The organism is Streptomyces sp. NPDC002125 (assembly GCF_053593715.1).
Genome location: NZ_JBSFDD010000014.1, coordinates 176,109 through 195,548, shown reverse-complemented (window position 1 = coordinate 195,548; position 19,440 = coordinate 176,109). Strand labels below are relative to the sequence as shown.

Annotated in this window: 17 protein-coding genes; 15 read left to right on the top strand and 2 right to left on the bottom strand. The window is 71.7% G+C overall.

Features of this window, described 5'->3' with window-relative positions; translation table 11 throughout:
* Positions 1-76: 76 nt before the first annotated feature.
* Entirely contained in the window at positions 77-1,879 is a 1,803-nt protein-coding gene (locus tag ACWCQM_RS23980) for a glycoside hydrolase family 15 protein (protein ID WP_450917212.1), read from the bottom strand.
* A 437-nt stretch (positions 1,880-2,316) separates the two neighbouring features.
* On the opposite strand from ACWCQM_RS23980, the gene ACWCQM_RS23975 reads away from it, so the two are divergent.
* From ACWCQM_RS23975 to ACWCQM_RS23910, 14 genes are all read left to right on the top strand, one after another.
* Complete coding sequence (locus tag ACWCQM_RS23975) at positions 2,317-3,987, top strand: CTP synthase (protein WP_450917192.1); 1,671 nt, start codon at positions 2,317-2,319, stop codon at positions 3,985-3,987.
* Between the two features lie 92 nt (positions 3,988-4,079).
* Positions 4,080-4,706, top strand: a complete 627-nt coding sequence (locus ACWCQM_RS23970; RefSeq protein WP_073751110.1) for an NUDIX domain-containing protein — start codon at positions 4,080-4,082, stop codon at positions 4,704-4,706.
* Between the two features lie 191 nt (positions 4,707-4,897).
* Complete coding sequence (locus tag ACWCQM_RS23965; RefSeq protein ID WP_450917191.1) at positions 4,898-6,970, top strand: NB-ARC domain-containing protein; 2,073 nt, start codon at positions 4,898-4,900, stop codon at positions 6,968-6,970.
* Positions 6,971-7,114: 144 nt separating this feature from the next.
* Positions 7,115-8,230: an alanine dehydrogenase gene (ald, locus tag ACWCQM_RS23960; protein ID WP_450917211.1), complete on the top strand. Its 1,116-nt coding sequence runs from the start codon at positions 7,115-7,117 to the stop codon at positions 8,228-8,230.
* A 358-nt stretch (positions 8,231-8,588) separates the two neighbouring features.
* Positions 8,589-9,707, top strand: a complete 1,119-nt coding sequence (locus ACWCQM_RS23955) for a ParA family protein (protein WP_073751114.1) — start codon at positions 8,589-8,591, stop codon at positions 9,705-9,707.
* Complete coding sequence (locus tag ACWCQM_RS23950) at positions 9,704-10,279, top strand: hypothetical protein (RefSeq protein WP_450917210.1); 576 nt, start codon at positions 9,704-9,706, stop codon at positions 10,277-10,279. Before ACWCQM_RS23955 ends, ACWCQM_RS23950 begins: the two co-directional genes overlap by 4 nt.
* A 102-nt stretch (positions 10,280-10,381) precedes the next feature.
* On the top strand, positions 10,382-11,587 hold the full coding sequence (locus ACWCQM_RS23945) for a segregation/condensation protein A (protein WP_450917190.1): 1,206 nt from the start codon (positions 10,382-10,384) through the stop codon (positions 11,585-11,587).
* Positions 11,584-12,234: an SMC-Scp complex subunit ScpB gene (gene scpB / locus ACWCQM_RS23940; protein ID WP_450917189.1), complete on the top strand. Its 651-nt coding sequence runs from the start codon at positions 11,584-11,586 to the stop codon at positions 12,232-12,234. The genes ACWCQM_RS23945 and scpB overlap by 4 nt, the downstream gene beginning before the upstream one ends.
* The gene (locus ACWCQM_RS23935) at positions 12,234-13,433 is read left to right on the top strand and encodes a pseudouridine synthase (protein WP_450917188.1); all 1,200 of its coding nucleotides are present in this window, start codon (positions 12,234-12,236) and stop codon (positions 13,431-13,433) included. Before scpB ends, ACWCQM_RS23935 begins: the two co-directional genes overlap by 1 nt.
* Before the next feature lie 133 nt (positions 13,434-13,566).
* On the top strand, positions 13,567-14,220 hold the full coding sequence (gene pnuC / locus ACWCQM_RS23930; protein WP_450917187.1) for a nicotinamide riboside transporter PnuC: 654 nt from the start codon (positions 13,567-13,569) through the stop codon (positions 14,218-14,220).
* The gene (locus ACWCQM_RS23925) at positions 14,217-15,296 is read left to right on the top strand and encodes an AAA family ATPase (protein ID WP_450917186.1); all 1,080 of its coding nucleotides are present in this window, start codon (positions 14,217-14,219) and stop codon (positions 15,294-15,296) included. Before pnuC ends, ACWCQM_RS23925 begins: the two co-directional genes overlap by 4 nt.
* Positions 15,293-16,036, top strand: coding sequence for an NUDIX hydrolase (locus tag ACWCQM_RS23920; protein ID WP_450917185.1), 744 nt, complete (start codon positions 15,293-15,295; stop codon positions 16,034-16,036). Before ACWCQM_RS23925 ends, ACWCQM_RS23920 begins: the two co-directional genes overlap by 4 nt.
* A complete protein-coding gene (locus ACWCQM_RS23915) occupies positions 16,033-17,055 on the top strand; it encodes an ADP-ribosylglycohydrolase family protein (RefSeq protein WP_450917184.1) in 1,023 nt (340 codons plus the stop codon). The genes ACWCQM_RS23920 and ACWCQM_RS23915 overlap by 4 nt, the downstream gene beginning before the upstream one ends.
* A gap of 3 nt (positions 17,056-17,058) precedes the next feature.
* Positions 17,059-17,850 (top strand): nucleotidyltransferase domain-containing protein, encoded by a 792-nt coding sequence (locus tag ACWCQM_RS23910; protein WP_450917183.1) that lies wholly within the window; start codon positions 17,059-17,061, stop codon positions 17,848-17,850.
* Positions 17,851-17,868: 18 nt separating this feature from the next.
* Here the strand turns inward: ACWCQM_RS23910 and ACWCQM_RS23905 are convergent, their stop codons facing one another.
* On the bottom strand, positions 17,869-18,435 hold the full coding sequence (locus ACWCQM_RS23905) for a helix-turn-helix domain-containing protein (RefSeq protein ID WP_450917182.1): 567 nt from the start codon (positions 18,433-18,435) through the stop codon (positions 17,869-17,871).
* 47 nt (positions 18,436-18,482) lie between these two features.
* On the opposite strand from ACWCQM_RS23905, the gene ACWCQM_RS23900 reads away from it, so the two are divergent.
* Positions 18,483-19,439, top strand: coding sequence for a class I SAM-dependent methyltransferase (locus tag ACWCQM_RS23900; protein WP_450917181.1), 957 nt, complete (start codon positions 18,483-18,485; stop codon positions 19,437-19,439).
* Position 19,440: the final 1 nt, after the last annotated feature.

Here is a 19,440-nt window from a genome sequence, read left to right as displayed (position 1 = left end):
TGACAGGACCCTCCCATCGTAGGCCCGGCCGGTGGTATCGGCCGTTCCACGGGGAGGGTCCCGTCACGGTCCCGGGTCAGCCGACGTACGCCCCGCTGGCCGTCAGCCGCAGCGCGGTGTCGATGAGCGGCACATGGCTGAACGCCTGCGGGAAGTTGCCCACCTGGCGCTGGAGACGTGAGTCCCACTCCTCGGCCAGCAGCCCGAGGTCGTTGCGCAGGGACAGCAGCTTCTCGAAGAGCCTGCGGGCCTCGTCGACCCGGCCGATCATCGCCAGGTCGTCGGCCAGCCAGAACGAGCAGGCGAGGAACGCGCCCTCGTCGCCCTCCAGACCGTCCACACCCGCGTCGTCGCCCTCGGTCGGGTAGCGCAGGATGAAGCCGTCCTCCGTGGACAGCTCCCGCTGGATCGCCTCGATCGTGCCGATGACCCGCTTGTCGTCCGGCGGCAGGAAGCCCATCTGCGGGATCAGCAGCAGCGACGCGTCCAGCTCCTTGGAGCCGTAGGACTGCGTGAAGGTGTTGCGCTCCGGGTCGTAGCCCCGCTCGCAGACGTCGCGGTGGATGTCGTCCCGCAGCTCGTACCACCGCTCCAGCGGGCCGTCCGTGTCGCCGGACTCGATCAGCTTGATCGTGCGGTCCACCGCGACCCAGGCCATGACCTTGGAGTGCACGAAGTGCCGGCGCGGACCGCGCACCTCCCAGATGCCCTCGTCCGGCTCGTCCCAGTGCTTCTCCAGGTAGCTGATCAGCTTGAGTTGGAGCCCCACGGCGTAGTCGTTGCGGGTCAGCCCGGTCATGTGCGCCAGGTGCAGCGCCTCGGTGACCTCGCCGTAGACGTCGAGCTGAAGCTGGTTCGCCGCGCCGTTGCCGACCCGGACCGGGCCGGAGTTCTCATAGCCGGGCAGCCAGTCCAGCTCCGCCTCGCCGAGCTCCCGCTCACCCGCGATGCCGTACATGATCTGCAGGTTCTCCGGGTCGCCCGCGACCGCCCGCAGCAGCCACTCGCGCCACGCGCGGGCCTCCTCGCGGTATCCCGTGCGCAGCAGTGAGGAGAGGGTGATCGCCGCGTCGCGCAGCCAGGTGTAGCGGTAGTCCCAGTTCCGCGAACCGCCGATGTCCTCCGGGAGGGAGGTTGTCGGGGCGGCCACGATGCCGCCGGTCGGCGCGTAGGTGAGCGCCTTCAGGGTGATGAGCGAGCGGACGACGGCCTCACGGTAGGGGCCGTGGTACGTGCAGTGCTCGACCCACTCGCGCCAGAAGCTCTCCGTGGCTTCCAGGGAGGTCTCCGGCTCGGGCATGGCGGGCGGCTCGTGGTGCGAGGGCTGCCAGCTGATCGTGAACGCCACCCGGTCGCCCGGGGACACGGTGAAGTCGGAGTACGTGGTCAGGTTCTGGCCGTACGTCTCCGCGTCGGTGTCCAGCCACACCGAGTCGGGGCCGGCGACGGCGACCGTACGCCCGTCGACCTTGTGGACCCACGGGGTGACGCGCCCGTAGCTGAAACGCATCCGGAGCTCGGAGCGCATCGGAACCCGGCCGCTCACACCCTCCACGATGCGGATGAGCTGAGGGGCTCCGTCACGCGGCGGCATGAAATCGGTCACTCTGACCGTGCCGCGGTCCGTGTCCCACTCCGACTCCAGGATGAGCGAGTCGCCGCGATAACGGCGCCGGTCGGCCGCCGGGGGCTCGGCGCCCTCGGGGCGGGCGGGACCGAGCCGCCAGAAGCCGTGCTCCTCGGTGCCGAGAAGTCCTGCGAAAATCGCGTGCGAGTCGAAGCGGGGAAGGCACAGCCAGTCAGCTGTGCCGTCCCGGCAGACCAGGGCGGCGGTCTGCATGTCTCCGATGAGTGCGTAATCCTCGATGCGCCCGGCCACGTGCGTCTCCAGTCGAACGGCCATGTCGCCCCGCAGGGCGCTTACTGCTGGTCAAGGGGTCGTTGTAATAGAACCGACGAGCTCTTGCACGGGTGAGCGGGCTGGGGTGGAGCCGCTGGGCCGGCCAACTCGGCAGCGAGTGTCCGAGCAGGATACGACGCACCGTGGAGATCCGCGCGCCTGTCCGCAACTTGTCCGTCGCCCGTCATCGGTGAATGCGTGGAACCTGTAAGCGGTCGTGATGATCTTGTGTCGGCGGTGGGCGGGGCATGGCCGGAAGCAGCCCCCCTTCGTCGCTGTTACCCTGGTAGCCCGTGGACCGGTGGTCGTCCCGACAGTGGACGAGGCCCCCGAACCGCAGCGACGGCGCCTCCGGAAATCCGGACGGCACGCCGGCACGCACCTCACGATCGCGACCACGGGAGCCCCCTTTGGCTATGCAGCCCACATCCACGACGACCAAGCACATCTTCGTCACCGGGGGTGTCGCCTCCTCCCTCGGCAAGGGTCTGACTGCCTCCAGCCTGGGTGCCCTGCTCAAGGCGCGTGGCCTCCGGGTCACCATGCAGAAGCTCGACCCCTACCTCAACGTCGACCCCGGCACGATGAACCCCTTCCAGCACGGAGAGGTGTTCGTCACCAACGACGGCGCCGAGACCGACCTGGACATCGGCCACTACGAGCGCTTCCTCGATGTCGACCTCGACGGCTCGGCCAACGTCACGACCGGCCAGGTCTACAACACCGTGATCGCCAAGGAGCGGCGCGGCGAGTACCTCGGCGACACCGTCCAGGTCATCCCGCACATCACCAACGAGATCAAGCACCGCATCCGCCGCATGGCGACCGACGACGTGGACGTCGTCATCACCGAGGTCGGCGGCACCGTCGGCGACATCGAGTCGCTGCCGTTCCTGGAGACGGTCCGCCAGGTCCGGCACGAGGTCGGCCGCGACAACGTCTTCGTCGTGCACATCTCGCTGCTGCCCTACATCGGCCCCTCCGGCGAGCTGAAGACCAAGCCCACCCAGCACTCCGTCGCCGCCCTGCGCAACATCGGCATCCAGCCGGACGCCATCGTGCTGCGTGCCGACCGCGACGTACCGACCGCCATCAAGCGCAAGATCTCGCTGATGTGCGACGTCGACGAGGCCGCCGTGGTGGCCTGCGTGGACGCCAAGTCGATCTACGACATCCCCAAGGTGCTGCACACCGAGGGCCTTGACGCCTACGTCGTGCGCAAGCTGGACCTGCCGTTCCGCGACGTCGACTGGACCACCTGGGACGACCTGCTGGACCGCGTCCACAACCCCGACCACGAGGTCACCGTCGCCCTGGTCGGCAAGTACATCGACCTGCCCGACGCCTACCTCTCGGTCACCGAGGCCATCCGGGCCGGCGGCTTCGCGAACAAGGCCCGCGTCAAGGTCAAGTGGGTCGCGTCCGACGACTGCAAGACCCCGGCCGGCGCGCAGAAGCAGCTCGGTGACGTCGACGCCGTCTGCATCCCCGGCGGCTTCGGCGAGCGCGGTGTGATCGGCAAGGTCGGCGCCATCCAGTACGCCCGCGAGAACAGGGTGCCGCTGCTCGGCCTCTGCCTCGGCCTCCAGTGCATCGTGATCGAGGCCGCGCGCAACCTCGCCGGGATCGCCGACGCCAACTCCACCGAGTTCGACGCCGCCACCGCCCACCCCGTCATCTCGACGATGGAGGAGCAGCTCGCGTACGTCGAGGGCGCGGGCGACCTGGGCGGCACCATGCGGCTCGGCATGTACCCGGCGAAGCTCGCCGAGGGCTCCCTGGTCCGCGAGGCCTACGCGGGCGAGCCGTACGTCGAGGAGCGCCACCGCCACCGCTACGAGGTGAACAACGGCTACCGCGCGGAGCTGGAGAAGAAGGCCGGCCTGGTCTTCTCCGGCACCTCCCCGGACAACAAGCTCGTCGAGTATGTCGAGTACCCGCGTGAGGCCCACCCCTACCTGGTGGCCACCCAGGCGCACCCGGAGCTGCGCTCCCGCCCGACCCGCCCGCACCCGCTCTTCGCCGGTCTGGTGAAGGCCGCGGTCGAGCGCAAGGTCGCGGCGCAGGAGAAGGGCGCCGACGCGTAAGGCGCCGACGCGTGAAGCGATACGGTTGACCGGGGTACGCGTCCTTCAGGGGACGCGTACCCCGGTTTCTGTTTGTTCGTGGGAGGACGTACATGGGTTTCCAGGACACGCCCGAGGAGTGGCAGGTCACCGCGACGGTGACCCCCTTCACCGGTAACAAGACCAGCGTCCGCACCGACGACGTCGTGATGCCCGACGGAAGCGTCCACAGCCGCGACTACCAGGTCCACCCCGGGTCCGTCGCCGTGCTCGCCGTCGACGACGACGGCCGGGTCCTCGTCCTGCGGCAGTACCGCCACCCGGTGCGCCACAAGCTCTGGGAGATCCCGGCCGGACTGCTCGACATCCCCGGCGAGAACCCGCTGCACGCCGCGCAGCGCGAGCTGTACGAGGAGGCCCACGTCAAGGCCGAGGACTGGCGGGTGCTGACCGACGTCTACACCACGCCCGGCGGCTGCGACGAGGCCGTGCGCATCTTCCTCGCGCGGGACCTCTCGGAGGCCGAGGGCGAGCGCTTCGCGGTCTCCGAGGAGGAGGCCGACATGGAGCAGGCCCGGGTGCCCCTCCAGGAGCTCGTCCGGGGCGTGCTCGCCGGTGACCTGCACAACAACTGCCTGGTCGTGGGCGTCCTCTCGCTCACCGCGGTGCTCGCGGGCGACGGGGTGGACTCGCTGCGGCCCGCCGAGGCGCCGTGGCCGGCCCGGCCGTTCGAGGCCTGACCGCTGACGGGTCGTCACGGATGGCCGATGGATTCCCCGTAGAACATCGGCAGATCGTACGAAACGCTGATCCTTTCGGGGGATCCGTCCGCCGCGCTCGGCCGTGATCGTCCGCACCACTGAACTACGCTCGAAAGGCCCCGCCCGGAGTTCCGGCGGGCAACCGCGTGCAGCGAAGTGGAGCGTGGCCCGTGACCGATCAGGCGGTGGACACCAACGGCCCGGCCGGAGCGGCGGGGACGGCGGGAGCCAAGGAACCGCCCGAGGCCACGCCACCCCGGTTCTTCGGCCGCGCACGCGAGCTGAAAGCCCTTCAGGAGGACATCGCGGGCGCGGGCCTGGACACCCTGGCCGGCCGCAAGGCGGCCCGCGCCAGGGTCCTGCTCATCGCGGGCAGGCCCGGTTCCGGACGCACCGCCCTCGCCGCCGAACTCGCCCGCGGGCTCGCGGAACCCGGCGACTACCCCGACGGGGTGTTCCGGGTCTCGCTCACCGACCCGGGAGGCGAACGCGTCACCGGCGAACGCACCGCGCGCGAACTCCTGGACATGCTCCGTATCACCGCCCCGCCGGGCGCCGGCGAGGACGAGCTCTCCGAGATGGTCCGCGAGGCGTTCGCCGTACGCCGCGCCCTGATCCTGCTCGACGACGCCGTGGACGCCGAACAGGTCGACCCGCTGCTCCCGGACAACCCGGACTGCCTGGTCGTCGCCACCTCGACGGGTCCCCTCACCGGGATCTCCGGGGTCCGCCCGTGCACCATCGGCGGGCTCGACACGGGCGCCGCCGTGCAGCTGCTCGCCCACACCATCGGCCAGGTCCGCATCACCGTCGACCCCCGGACCGCCGAGACGCTCGCGGAGGAGTGCGGAGGGCTGCCCGCCGCGCTGACCCTCGTCGCGGGATGGCTCGCGGCCCGCCCCGGCGCCTCCGTCGCCGACGTCACCAAGCAGCTGCGCGACCAGCAGGACGATCCCGAACAGCCCGCCGGGGCAAGGCCGCTGGCCCGCGCCTTCCGCCTCGTCCACGACTCGCTGCCCGCGGTCGCCGCCCGGATACTGCGACTGCTCGCCCTGGCGCCCGCCGGACTCGCCGACGCCCACACCGCGTCCGCGCTGGCCGGGTGCTCCGTGTCCGCCGCCCAGCAGACCCTGGACGACTTCGTCCGCTTCGGGCTGCTGCGGACCAACGGCGCCGTGCTCCCGCAGTACGAGGTGCCCGGCTGCCTCGCCCCCCTGGTGCGCGCCGTGCTGGAGGAGCGGGAACGCCCCGCCGAGATCCAGCTCGCGCGGGCCAGGATGCTGGAGCGGACCGTGCGCCGGCTCCAGGCCTGCCGCGCGGTCACCGACCCCGAGGACTCACCGGCCCGTCGCAGGCTCGCCGGGCTGCCGCGCTCGCTGCGCTTCCCCAACCCGGAGTCCGCCGCCGAGTGGCTGCGCATCCGTGAGCCCTCTCTCGTGGCCTCCGCCAGGCTCGCGGTGCGGGACGGCGGTCTGGACACCCTGGCCCGGCGGCTGGTGGCCGCGCTGGTCCGGGCCCTCGCCGTGCACCGGGGAACCGAGGACGCCGCTCCCGTGCTGTACGGGCTGCACGGGCTGGTCCTGGATGTGGCCGAGCGCCGCGACCTGCCCAGGGAGAAGGCCGCCGCGCTGCTCAATCTGGCCGATCTGGACGCCAGGACCGGCCGTACGCGCGAGGCGCTGGCCCGCTACAGGGCCGCGCTGGACGCCGGACGCGCCGCGAACGACCTCTACGCGACCGGCCGGGCGATGGAATCCGCAGGCGGCGCCCACGCGGAGCTGGGGGACTACAACCGGGCCTCCGACTGGTACGGCCGGGCCCTCGCGCAACGCCTCACACAGGGGGAGCACGCTGACGCGGCACGCCTGTACGGACGGCTCGGGGCCGTCCACACGTACACCGGGCGCTACGGCGAGGCCCTGCGCGCATGGCGGGCCGCCGCCGCGGGCCACCGCAGGCTCGGGGACCTGCCGGCCCAGGCGCGGGCGCTCAGCGAGGCCGCCCGTGTGCAGGAGTACGCGGGCCGGCCGCAGGAGTGCCTGCACACCTGCCGTGAGGCGGTCGACCTGGCGCGCAGGGCGGGTGACGTGCGTCTCCAGGCGGCGCTGGAGCTCAGACTCGCGGACACCCTGGACCGGCTCGGGGACCCCGCGGCCGCCCGGCTGCACCGCTCGACGGCCGACAGATTGCTGGGCGAGGAGAGCCCTGCCTACGAAATCCGTAGCGCTTCGAACGAAACTTAATGCTTTGTAAGGCTAGACAGCGGGAAGCCCTTCATTAATGATGGTTCTGCCGCAGATCTCTGTGGTGTCTCCCTTTATGCTTGGTTCATACGGGTATGACCCGCTATGCCCTGGCGACCCTCTGAGTCAAGGACCGTGATCGACGTGAAGGTCGGCATCCCCCGCGAAGTCAAGAACAACGAGTTCCGGGTGGCGATCACCCCCGCCGGAGTGCATGAGCTCGTACGCCACGGCCACCAGGTCCTCGTCGAGCAGCACGCCGGTGAGGGCTCGTCCATCCCGGACGAGGAGTACGTCGCGGCGGGCGCGAGCATCCTGCCCACCGCCGACGAGGTCTGGGCCGCCGCCGACCTGCTGCTCAAGGTCAAGGAGCCGGTCGCCGAGGAGTACCACCGCCTCCGCAAGGGCCAGACGCTCTTCACCTACCTCCACCTCGCCGCCTCCCGCGCGTGCACGGACGCCCTGCTCGCGTCGGGCACGACCGCCATCGCGTACGAGACCGTCGAGACCGCGAACCGCGCGCTGCCGCTGCTCGCCCCGATGTCCGAGGTCGCCGGCCGCCTCGCCCCGCAGGTCGGCGCGTACCACCTGATGCGCTCGGTCGGCGGGCGCGGTGTGCTCCCCGGCGGCGTCCCGGGCACGGGATCGGCCAGGGCCGTCGTCATCGGCGGCGGTGTCTCCGGCTGGAACGCGACCCAGATCGCCGTCGGGCTCGGCTTCCACGTCACGCTGCTCGACAAGGACATCAACAAGCTCCGCGAGGCCGACAAGGTCTTCGGCACCAAGGTGCGGACGGTCGTCTCCAACGCCCTGGAGCTGGAGAAGGCAGTCGTCGAGGCCGACCTCGTCGTGGGCGCCGTGCTGATCCCCGGAGCGAAGGCCCCGAAGCTGGTCACCAACGAGCTCGTCGCCAAGATGAAGCCCGGAAGTGTTCTTGTCGACATTGCGATCGATCAGGGAGGCTGCTTCGAGGACTCGCATCCGACCACGCACGCCGACCCGACCTTCACCGTCCACGACTCGGTCTTCTACTGCGTCGCGAACATGCCGGGCGCGGTGCCGAACACCTCCACCTACGCGCTCACGAACGCCACGCTGCCCTACATCCTGGAGCTCGCGAACCGTGGCTGGGCCGACGCCCTGCGCCGTGACGCCGCGCTGGCCAAGGGCCTCAACACCCATGACGGCCAGGTGGTTTACCGCGAGGTGGCCGAGGCGCACGGTCTCGACCACGTGGAACTGAGCACGCTTCTCGGCTGAGCGGTCAACCCCCTCCGTCAACCTCATGCGTCCGGCCGGACCTTGCCCAGCAAGGTCCGGCCGGACGCATGAGGGGCCCCGGCCCAACTCGCCGGAGACGTAACCCTCTACCCTTTTTGCACCCCGGCGAAAGGTGCGCCCCGGGCGCTCCGCACCCTTGACAGCGGGGTGTTCGATTGCCGACACATCGGGCCGGGTCCGGCGGATTGTGTTGCTGCGAACCGGTGACACGCCATAGAGTCGCCAATCGTCGGCATGGTGCCACGCTGACCTATCGATAAGTTTCCTGGTCACATCCAAGGAGGTAAGACGACTTGTGAATGAGTCGACAATTACTCCCGGGGGTGGTCAACCAGGGATGCCTGCACGGGGTCTGAGCCCGATCGGGCTCGAAGCTGTCGGCTCCGTCGCTGTCCGCACCTTCGCCACCCACCAGCACATGACGACAGCCCCCCAGATGATGGACGGCCTACACGTGAACGCCATGGCCGGCAACGAAAGTGGCCGAGAGACCGCCCACTTCGCCGACTTCGCCGAGGTGCCCGAGGGGCACTTCTACGACCCCGATGCCGAATACGAGCCCGATCCGGAGTACGCGGCCACCCTCGCGCCCGACGCCGCCCGTCAGCGCCGCGAGCGGATCGGCCCCACCGGCCGGCCCCTGCCGTACTTCCCGATTCCCGGTCCGCTGACCGATCACGGCCCCGCGAAGATCATCGCGATGTGCAACCAGAAGGGCGGCGTCGGCAAGACCACGTCGACCATCAACCTGGGCGCCGCACTCGCGGAGTACGGCCGACGCGTCCTGCTCGTCGACTTCGACCCGCAGGGAGCCCTGTCGGTCGGCCTCGGGGTCAACCCGATGGAGCTCGACCTCACCGTCTACAACCTGCTCATGGAGCGGGGCATGGCGGCGGACGAGGTCCTGCTGAAGACCGCGGTGCCCAACATGGACCTGCTCCCCAGCAACATCGACCTCTCGGCCGCCGAAGTGCAGCTGGTGAGCGAGGTGGCCCGGGAGTCGACGCTCCAGCGCGCCCTCAAGCCGCTGATGGCCGACTACGACTACATCGTGATCGACTGTCAGCCCTCGCTCGGCCTGCTCACGGTGAACGCCCTGACGGCGGCTCACAAGGTGATAGTCCCGCTCGAGTGCGAGTTCTTCGCGCTGCGCGGTGTGGCACTGCTCACCGAGACGATCGAGAAGGTCCAGGAGCGGCTCAACCCCGAGCTGGAGCTGGACGGCATCCTCGCCACCATGTACGACTCCCGCACGGTGCACAGCCGTGAGGTGCTCGCACGCGTCGTCGAGGCCTTCGACGACCACGTCTACCACACGGTCATCGGGCGCACCGTGCGCTTCCCGGAGACCACGGTCGCGGGTGAGCCCATCACCACGTACGCGTCCAACTCGGTCGGTGCCGCCGCCTATCGCCAGCTCGCCAGGGAGGTGCTCGCCCGGTGTCACGCCGAGTGAGTCTGCCGGGGGCCGACGAGCTGTTCCGTACCACCGGGGGCATGGGCCTGCAGGCCTCGTCCCCAGCTGAGAGGCGACGCAGGGCGAACGGTGAGGCACGGGTGCCCGCACCGACCGGGTCGAACGATCCGGCGGAGCAGGGCGGCGCACCCGGAGGCGGCGCTGAGGCTCCCGCCGGGGCGTCCGGGGAGGAGCACGCCGCGGCGGACGCCGACGGTGGCGGCTCGCGCGGCCGCGCCGAGGGCGAGGAGCGCGGCGCGCCCGCCCCGCCCCGCACCGTGCCGCCCCAGGAGGTGGCGGCCACCACCGTGCAGCCCCAGCGGGCACGCGGAGGGGGCCGCGGGGCGAACCGCCGGCCCAGCGGCCGGGAGCGGCACGACGAGAAGATCACCGTCTATGTCTCGGCCGAGGAACTTATGGACCTCGAACACGCGCGGCTCGTGCTGCGCGGTGAGCACGGTCTGGCCGTGGACCGGGGGCGCATCGTCCGTGAGGCGGTCGCCGTGGTGCTCGCCGACCTGGAGTCGCGGGGCGACGCGAGCATCCTCGTACGGAGGCTGCGCGGCCGCTGAGCGGCGCGACGCCGGTAGCCTGCCGGGGGAGGGGAGCCGCCGAGGGCGGCCCCGCCCCAGGGCCACCGCCCGATTCCCCGCCGGACCTCTGGACCCCAGCACATGCCGACAGCCGACGACCCGCCCCGCCCGACCCGCCGTGCTCTCGGCCGGGGGCCGGGGATACGGCCGGCGAAGGCCTCCGTGGACGCCGAGGCCCCTGAGGGCCCGCCCCGGACGCCTGCGGAACTCCAAGGGTCCCCTGCGGGCCCCATGGCTCCTGCGGCTCTCCAGGAGGCCCCTGAGGGCCCCACGGCCCCCGCGGACCTCCAGGGGGCCCCTGAGGCCCCTGCCAGCTACCCTGCGGCCCCTGAGGGCACCGAGGCCCCTGCCGAGCACTCCGCGCCTGCCGCGCATCCGTCCTCCGGGCCCCCCGAGGCCCAGGTGGACGCTCCTGGCGGCGTCGGGAGCGTGCCCGAGGCGAACGGGGCGGGCGAGGGCGCCGTTCCCGAGGCTGGTGACGACCGCCGTTTCACCGTGCGGCTGGTCAACTTCGAAGGCCCCTTCGACCTCCTCCTCCAGCTGATCTCCAAGCACAAGCTCGATGTGACCGAGGTCGCGCTGTCGAAGGTCACCGACGAGTTCATGGCCCACATCCGCGCCATGGGCCCCGACTGGGACCTCGACCAGACCACCGAGTTCCTCGTCGTCGCCGCGACCCTGCTCGACCTGAAGGCCGCCAGGCTGCTCCCCACCGCCGAGGTGGAGGACGAGGCCGACCTCGCCCTCCTGGAGGCGCGGGACCTGCTCTTCGCGCGGCTGCTCCAGTACCGCGCGTACAAGCGGATCGCCGAGATCTTCAGCGACCGCCTGGAGTCCGAGTCCCGCCGCCACCCCCGTACCGTCGGCCTGGAACCCCAGCACGCCGAGCTGCTGCCCGAGGTCGTGATCAGCATCGGCCCCGAGGGCTTCGCCCGGCTCGCGGTGAAGGCGATGCAGCCGAAGCCGAAGCCGCAGGTGTACGTCGACCACATCCACGCGCCGCTGGTCAGCGTGCGCGAGCAGGCCGGGATCGTCGTGTCCAGGCTGCGCGCGGAGGGCGAGATCAGCTTCCGGGAGCTCACCGAGGACGCGGCGGACACCCTCACGGTCGTCGCCCGGTTCCTGGCGCTCCTGGAGCTCTACCGGGAGAAGGCGGTCGCCCTCGACCAGGAGGAGGCGCTCGGCGAGCTGATGGTCCGCTGGGCCGGGGGAGAGGGAGCCGGACCACTGGTCACCGACGAGTTCGACCAAGAGGTGCACGAGGCGGAGGAGGACGTACGGGAATGAGCACGGACGACGACGGGCGCCAGGGCACGGTTGCCGGGCTCGACCTCAAGCCCGCCCTGGAGGCGGTCCTCATGGTCGTGGACGAGCCCGCCACCGAGGAACACCTCGCCAAGGTCCTCCAGCGCCCCCGCCGGGCCGTGGCGCACGCCCTGCGGGAGCTGGCCGACGAGTACACCGTCCAGCGCCGCGGATTCGACCTCAGGCTCGTCGCCGGGGGGTGGCGCTTCTACACCCGCCCGGAGTACGCGCCTGCCGTCGAGGGCTTCGTCCTGGACGGCCAGCACGCCCGGCTCACCCAGGCGGCGCTGGAGACCCTCGCGGTGGTCGCGTACCGCCAGCCGGTGAGCCGGTCGAGGGTCTCGGCGGTACGCGGAGTGAACTGCGACGGCGTCATGAGGACCCTGCTCCAGAGGGGTCTCGTCGAGGAGGCGGGCGCGGAACCCGAAACAGGTGCGATCCTGTACAGGACGACGAACTACTTTCTGGAGCGCATGGGCCTGCGAGGCCTGGACGAGCTCCCGGAGCTCGCGCCCTTCCTCCCGGAGGCGGACGCGATCGAGGCTGAGACGCTAGAGGGTGTGCCGTCGTTCGATCCGGACGCACCGGACACCCCGGATACTCACGCAGACGACAAGACGGATTTTTGATGCGAAGCAGTGGCAGGAACAGCGGAAGCGGCAACAGCGGCGGTGGCCGGAGTGGCGGCGGCCGGAGCGGTGGCGGCGGCCGGAGCGGCGGCAGCAGCGGTGGCGGCGGCTGGAGCGGCAACAGGAACAACGCCGGCACCGGCAGGAACAGCAACCCGAACGCGCGGGTCTCCGGCTCCGGGCGCGACGACGACCAGGAGAAGCGCCCCCGCCGGCCCCGCCCCGAGGAGCGCCGCTACGACGTGGGCTCCGACCGGCCCGGCGGCGACGGCGGCCCCCGCAAGGGCCGTGGTGCCGCGGCGCGCGGCGGCGCCAAGGGCGGCCCGAAGCCCCCGCAGAACGTGAGCAAGGGCGGCCGTCGCCAGGGCGCCCCCAGCCGCCCGCGCGAGCTCGACGCCAAGATCGAGCAGCGTAACCGCGACCGTTACGCCGACAAGCCCGAGATCAGGACGCCCAAGACGCACCCGGGCGCCGAGCAGGAGGGTGAGCGTCTGCAGAAGATCCTCGCCCGCGCCGGTATGGGCTCCCGCAGGGCGTGCGAGGAGCTGATCGAGCAGGCCAGGGTCGAGGTCAACGGCGAGATCGTCCTGGAGCAGGGCATGCGCGTCGACCCGCAGCACGACGAGATCAAGGTCGACGGCCTGACGGTCGCGACCCAGTCGTACCTCTTCTTCGCGCTGAACAAGCCGGCCGGTGTCGTCTCCACCATGGGCGACCCGGACGGCCGCCAGAACCTCGGTGACTACGTCACCAACCGCGAGACCCGGCTGTTCCACGTCGGACGCCTCGACACCGAGACCGAGGGCATCATCCTGCTCACCAACCACGGCGAGCTGGCCCACCGCCTCACGCACCCCAAGTACGGCGTGAAGAAGACCTACCTGGCCGCCATCCAGGGCCCGCTGCCGCGTGACCTCGGCAAGCGCCTCAAGGACGGCATCCAGCTGGAGGACGGCTACGCCCGCGCCGACCACTTCCGGGTCGTCGAGAACACCGGCAAGAACTACCTCGTCGAGGTCACCCTCCACGAGGGCCGCAAGCACATCGTCCGCCGGATGCTGGCCGAGGCCGGCTTCCCGGTCGAGCGGCTCGTGCGCACGTCCTTCGGCCCGATCCCGCTGGGCGACCAGAAGTCGGGCTGGCTGCGCCGCCTGACCAACACCGAGGTCGGCATGCTGATGCGCGAGGTCGGCCTCTAGCCACCCGCCCGACCCCTGACGGCCCGCGGCCGGTTCCTCGTTCATTTTTTCCGAACGGGAACCGGCCGCGGGCCTTTTGCCGCAGCCGTTCCTTCTTTATAGTCAGAGTGACCATTAAGAAGGAGGCGGCGGCGTGTCGCTCGCGGACATACTCGAACCCCTGCAACAGCCCCTGGTGACGGTCCTGGGCACCCCGGTCAGCTGGACCGAGGTGCTCGGCTTCGGCAGCGGTGCGCTGTGCGTCTGGCTCGTGGCCCGCCAGCACCTCGCCAACTGGCCGATCGGCATCGCCAACAACCTGTTCTTCATCCTGCTGTTCACCCAGTCCGGTCTGTACGCCGACGCCGGCCTGCAGATCGTCTTCATCGCCCTCGCCGCGTACGGCTGGTGGACCTGGACCCACGGGGGTGGACCAGGTGCGTCCGTCCTGCCGGTGCGCGGCACGACCCGCACCGAATGGACCTGGCTGTTCGCGGCGGGGGCGGCGGGGACACTCCTCCTCACCCTCCTGCTCTCCCGGGCCACGGACTCGACCGTGCCGTTCTGGGACGCCCTGACCACCTCGCTGTCCCTCATGGCGACGTACGGGCAGTGCCGCAAGCGCGTCGAGTCCTGGTGGCTGTGGATCGCCGCCGACGTGGTCTACATCCCGCTGTACGCGTACAAGGAGCTCTACCTCACCTCCCTGCTCTACCTGGGATTCCTCACCCTCTGCCTCATCGGGCTGCGCGGCTGGAGCCGGGATCTCGCCGCGGACCGCCGCGAGGGCGTGGCGGTGCCGGTATGAAGCGCCACGGGCATGGTCTGGTCCTCGGCAAGTTCTATCCGCCGCACGCGGGGCACCACCACCTCGTCCGCACCGCCACGGACCGCTGCGAGCGGGTCACCGTCCTGGTCTGCGCCGCGTCGGTCGAGTCCGTCCCGCTCGCCGACCGGGTCGCCTGGATGCGCGAAGTGCACCCGGACGTACGGGTGGTGGGCGCCGTCGACGACATCCCGATGGACCTGGAGGACCCGGCCGTCTGGGACGCGCACATGGCCGTGTTCACCTCGGCCGTCCCCGGACGCGTCGACGCCGTCTTCACCTCGGAGGAGTACGGCGACGAACTCGCCCGCCGCTTCGGCGCGGAGCCCGTCCTCGTCGACCCCGCCCGCACCGTCTTCCCCGTCTCCGGCACCGCCGTCCGGGCCGACCCCGCCGGCTGCTGGGACTTCCTCGAACCACCGGTCCGGGCAGCGCTGACCCGCCGCGTCGTCGTGCTCGGCGCCGAGTCCACCGGCACCACGACCCTGGCCCGCGCCCTGGCCGCGCACTACCGCCGGCGCGGCGGCGTATGGGCGCGGACGCTGTGCGTCGACGAGTACGGGCGGGAGTTCAGCGAGGCGAAACTCGCCGCCCTCCGTGCGCGATGGCCGGGCGCGGCGTGGGAGGACGTCAGCTTCACCACCGACGACTTCCCGCTCATCGCCGAGACCCAGAACGCCAGGGAGGACGCCGCCGCGCGGGTCGGCTCCCCGGTGCTCTTCTGCGACACGGACTCCTTCGCCACCACCGTCTGGCACGAGCGCTACATCGGCGGACGTAACCCCCTCGTGGAGAAGACGGCCGACCGAAACACCCACCACCTCTGGCTGCTCACCGACCACGAGGGCGTCGCCTTCGAGGACGACGGACTGCGGGACGGGGAGGAACTGAGGCCCTGGATGACCGACCGCTTCCGCGCCGAACTCGCCCGTACAGGACGCGGGTTCATCGAGATCACCGGTTCCCGCGACGAGCGCCTCGCGACGGCCGTCGCCGCCGTGGACGGACTGCTCGCCGCCGGATGGCACTTCACCGCACCCCTGCCGGAGCGCCGATGAGCACCGTCCCCGAGGGCTACGACCCGCACGCCTTCACCCCGTTCGCCGTCACCGTCGACCTCGCCGTCTTCACCGTCCGCGAAGGCAGGCTCCACGTCCTGCTCGTGGAGCGCGGCGAGGACCCGTACAAGGGCCGCTGGGCACTCCCGGGCGGTTTCGTGCTGCCCCGCGAGTCCGCCGAGGAGGCGGCCCGCCGCGAGCTCGCCGAGGAGACCGGCCTCACCCAGAACACGGTGTGCGCCTTCCACCTCGAACAGCTGCGCACCTACAGCGATCCGGACCGCGACCCCAGGATGCGGGTCGTATCCGTCGCGTACGCCGCACTCGTCCCCGATCTGCCGGAACCGCGCGGCGGCGGGGACGCGGCGCACGCCCGGTGGTGGGAGACGGGCGGCACCGTGCCGCTGGCCTTCGACCACGACCGCATCCTGGCCGACGCCTACGACCGGATCGGCGCCAGGCTGGAGTACTCCTGCCTGGCCACCGCGTTCTGCCCGGCCGAATTCACCCTCGGAGAGCTCCAGCAGGTCTACGAGACCGTCTGGGGCGTCGAGCTCGACCGGCCCAACTTCAGGCGCAAGGTCCTCACCACGCCCGGCTTCGTCCAGGCCGTGGACGGACCCCCGCGCCGCACCGGCGGACGGGGCAAACCGGCCGCCCTCTACCGGGCGGGTGCCGCTACCGCCCTGCACCCACCACTCCTGCGCCCGGAAGGACGCCCGGAAGGACGGACCTCATGATCCCGACAAGGATTCTCACGAAACAGGCGGCCACGGGCGCGCTGACCGGGCTGGCGCTCGGCGACGCGCTGGGCTTCCCCACCGAGTTCAACAACGTCCCCGCGATCCTCGCCAAGTGCGGGCCCTGGCGCCAGATGCGGCTGCCGAAGCCCGCGTTCGTCACCGACGACACCCAGATGACGCTCGCGCTGGGGCGCGGCATACGCACCGCGATGGACCGGGGTCTGCTCACCCCGCCGCGGCTGGTGCGCCCCGTCCGCGAGGAGTTCGTCGACTGGTACCACTCGCCCGACAACAACCGCGCCCCCGGCCGCACCTGCATGACCGCCTGCCGGCTGCTCGACAGCGAACGCCCCTGGCAGGAGGCCAGCCAGACCGGCTCCAAGGGCTGCGGCGCCAACATGCGGGTCGCGCCCGTCGGCCTCGTGCCGGGGCTCAGCGAGGAGCAGCGTGCCGGCGCCGCACAGCTCCAGGCCGCGCTGACCCACGGTCACCCCACCGCACTGGCCGCCTCCGACCTGATGGCCCGCGCGGTGTACCTGCTGGCGCAGGGGGCCGAACCGATGGGCCTGGTCGGCCAGTTGCGCAGCTACGCCTACGAGAACAGCGACCGCTATCCGGAGCGCTGGCTGGGCGACCTCTGGCGCTACGCGGGCGACGCCTCGCCCGAGGCGTACATCCGGCGCGGCTGGGAGGAGTGCCTCACGGCGCTCGCCCGGGTCCAGGACGCCCTGCGGAGTCCGTCCCCCGAGACCGACCCCTGCGAGAGCACCGGCGACGGCTGGATCGCGGAGGAGGCCCTCGCGACGGCCCTGCACTGCTTCCTGCTCTTCCCCGAGGAACCCGTCACCGCCCTGCGCCGGGCCGCCTGCACCCGGGGCGACTCCGACTCGCTGGGCTGCCTGACGGGAGCACTGGCCGGAGCGCACCTGGGAGCGGACGCCTGGCCCAAGGAATGGTCGGAGCGCATCGAATACCGCAGCGACCTCCTGTCGCTCGCCGCGCTCTGGGACGCTTGACCCATGCACACCGACACGGCGCTCCTCGCGCGGGCCGGGCTCCCGGTCACCGACCTGGCCCCGGTACTCGCCGAGGAGCCCTGCCCGATCCTGTTCGCCACCGTCTCGGGCGCGCACCTGTACGGCTTCCCCTCACGGGACTCGGACGTGGACCTGCGGGGGGTCCACGTCCTGCCCGCCGAGGATCTCGTCGGGCTGCGGGAGCCGGAGGAGACGCGTTCGCGGATGTGGGACCACGACGGCGTCGAGATGGACCTCGTCACCCACGACCTCCGCAAGTTCGTACGTCTCATGCTCAAGCCCAACGGCTACGTGCTGGAGCAGCTGCTGTCCCCGCTCGTCGTGCACACCACAGCCCTGCACGCGGAACTCGCGGCCCTGGCGCCGGCGGTGGTGACCCGCAACCACGCCCACCACTACCGGGGGTTCGCCGGTACGCAGTGGCGGCTGTTCGAGAGGACCGGCGAGCTCAAGCCGCTCCTGTACACCTTCCGGGCGCTGCTCACGGGCATCCATCTGATGCGCACCGGCACGCTGGTGGCCCATCTGCCCACCCTGCTCGGCGAAGTCGCTGCCCCGGCCTGCCTGCCCGAGCTGATCGACGCGAAGACGGAGGCCGAGCACGGGGCGGCGCACATGGTCGACGGCGCGTCGGCCGCGCGTGACGTCGAATCTCTCCACGCCGTGCTCGACGAAGCTCAGGCCGCCTCACGGCTCGTGGAGAGACCCTCGGGGTTCGACGCCCTGCACGACCTCGTCGTCCGGGTGCGCCTGGGGGAGCGCGTCACGCCCTGACGGTGCAGGGCCGCCCTCTCACCCGCCTTCGCGCAGGTGGGAGCGGTGGCCCTCGCGGTCGAAGATGCCGAGAACCTCGGCCGGGCCGCCGACCGCGCCCAGCGCGTGCGGAAGCATCGTGGTGAACTCCGCCGCCTGGCCCTCCTCCACCCGCAGCCGCCGGTCGCCCAGCAGCAGCACGACCGTGCCCGACAGCACCGTGAACCACTCCCGCCCGGGGTGCGCCTTCAGCACCGACGGCCCCTCCGGCGGCGGGCCGGTCAATCGCATCCGGGCCACGGTGACCCCGGGTTCGCCGCGCATCGCCCACTGGGTCAGACCGCGCGCCGGGACATGGGTGGGGTTCGTCACCACGTCGTCGGGCGCCGACTCGACGAGCTGGTCGAGCGAGGTGCCGAGGGCCCGGGCGATCACGGTGAGCTGGTCGAGCGCGATCCTGCGGTGGCCGGTCTCGATCCGGCTCAGAGTGGAAGGGCTGAGGTGGCAGCGGGCCGCGAGGTCGTCGAGCGACCAGCCGTGCGCGGCCCGCAGGGCGCGAACCCGTTTGCGTACGAGGCTGTCGAGGTCACTGCCTTCTTGCGTCATGGGCAAGAGAGTATGCGCTGGGAGCAATGCTTCGTAAGCTCGGTCGCATGACTCCCACCTCTTCCCACCACCCCCACGCCCCGGGACAGCAGCACGGCGCGGCCCTTCACGCCGGGCACGGCCATGGCGCCCGTCACCACGGCGACCACCACGATCACGGCCACGATCACGGGACCCCCGGCGCGCAGGACGCCCTCGCCGCGGTGCTCGATCTCGACGCGGAGCTGTTCGCCCCGTACCTCACCTCGGTGACCGCCCGGGTCGCCGACGCCGCAGGGCCCGGGGCCGCCCACGTGGTGGACCTCGGCGCGGGCACCGGCACCGGCACCTTCGCGCTGCTGGAGCGGTTCCCCGGCGCCAGGGTGACCGCCGTCGACAACTCCCCGGAGATGCTGGCCCTGATCGAGGAGACCGCCCGTGCCAAGGGCCTGGGCGACCGGGTACGCACCCTGGAGACGGACGCCGGAGCCGGGCTCGGCGGCATCGAGGACGCGGACCTCGTCTGGGCCTCGGCCTCCCTGCACCACGTGGACGACCCCGCCGCGGCGCTCGCGGGGGTCCGCGCCGCGCTGCGCCCCGGCGGCCTGCTGGCCGTCGCCGAGATGGACGGGATGCCACACTTCCTGCCGGAGGACGCGGCGCCCGGCCGCCCGGGACTGGAAGCGCGCTGCCGGGAGGCGCTGGACGGGCTGCACGCGCGACAGGTGCCGCACCTGGGCGCCGACTGGGGCGCCCTGCTGGCCGCCGCCGGCCTCACGGTCGAGCAGGAGCACGTGGAGGCGCTGGAGGTGCGCGCCCCGCTCCCGCCCTCCGCGGGCCGGTACGCCCACGTCGTGCTGGGCCGCATCCGCGGGGCCCTCGACGGAGTGGCCGAGCCCGCGGACCTCGCCGCGCTCGGCGCCCTCCTCGACGGCGGCCCGCAGGACGTGCGCCACCGCGACGACCTCGTCGTCCGCTCCACGCGCCGGCTCTGGCTGGCCCGCCGCCCGGCGGACGCGGGCTGAC

Coding starts and splice junctions, on each gene's coding strand:
- ACWCQM_RS23975 (WP_450917192.1), top strand. CDS start 2,317: ATGCAGCCCACATCCACGACGACCAAGCACATCTTCGTCACCGGGGGT.
- ACWCQM_RS23970 (WP_073751110.1), top strand. CDS start 4,080: ATGGGTTTCCAGGACACGCCCGAGGAGTGGCAGGTCACCGCGACGGTG.
- ACWCQM_RS23955 (WP_073751114.1), top strand. CDS start 8,589: ATGCCTGCACGGGGTCTGAGCCCGATCGGGCTCGAAGCTGTCGGCTCC.
- ACWCQM_RS23945 (WP_450917190.1), top strand. CDS start 10,382: ATGCCGACAGCCGACGACCCGCCCCGCCCGACCCGCCGTGCTCTCGGC.
- scpB (WP_450917189.1), top strand. CDS start 11,584: ATGAGCACGGACGACGACGGGCGCCAGGGCACGGTTGCCGGGCTCGAC.
- ACWCQM_RS23935 (WP_450917188.1), top strand. CDS start 12,234: ATGCGAAGCAGTGGCAGGAACAGCGGAAGCGGCAACAGCGGCGGTGGC.
- ACWCQM_RS23925 (WP_450917186.1), top strand. CDS start 14,217: ATGAAGCGCCACGGGCATGGTCTGGTCCTCGGCAAGTTCTATCCGCCG.
- ACWCQM_RS23920 (WP_450917185.1), top strand. CDS start 15,293: ATGAGCACCGTCCCCGAGGGCTACGACCCGCACGCCTTCACCCCGTTC.
- ACWCQM_RS23915 (WP_450917184.1), top strand. CDS start 16,033: ATGATCCCGACAAGGATTCTCACGAAACAGGCGGCCACGGGCGCGCTG.
- ACWCQM_RS23910 (WP_450917183.1), top strand. CDS start 17,059: ATGCACACCGACACGGCGCTCCTCGCGCGGGCCGGGCTCCCGGTCACC.
- ACWCQM_RS23905 (WP_450917182.1), bottom strand. CDS start 18,435: ATGACGCAAGAAGGCAGTGACCTCGACAGCCTCGTACGCAAACGGGTT.
- ACWCQM_RS23900 (WP_450917181.1), top strand. CDS start 18,483: ATGACTCCCACCTCTTCCCACCACCCCCACGCCCCGGGACAGCAGCAC.